The organism is Monashia sp. HAY1-2A (assembly GCF_056755315.1).
The window spans coordinates 1-237 of record NZ_JBNDHY010000773.1; the positions used below are offsets into that span (position 1 = coordinate 1).

1 protein-coding gene is annotated in these 237 nt (G+C 58.6%); it reads left to right on the top strand.

Features of this window, described 5'->3' with window-relative positions:
- Positions 1–55: 55 nt before the first annotated feature.
- Positions 56–237, top strand: a 182-nt coding sequence (locus tag ACPYOM_RS23865; protein WP_481347885.1) for a hypothetical protein, incomplete at its 3' end; no start/stop codon positions are given.

The following is a 237-nucleotide window of genomic DNA, read 5'->3' on the forward strand; positions in this document are numbered from 1 at the left end:
TCCCCAATCACCGATAGAACAGCCGCACGGGTTGCCACCCTTCCACGGCGAGGGCATGCTGCCACCGCCGCCAATGATGGTCGGCTTTTGCCATCCGGGGCAACTGTTCTGTGCCAGCGTAGCCAGTGATAACCCGACTGAAACTATTCAGAAACTTACGTCGGTACTTCCGGCTACAACGGCAGGCAAGCATTACGAAGTGCGTCTGGCCGTCGTCGAGGTGCCGGATTACATGCC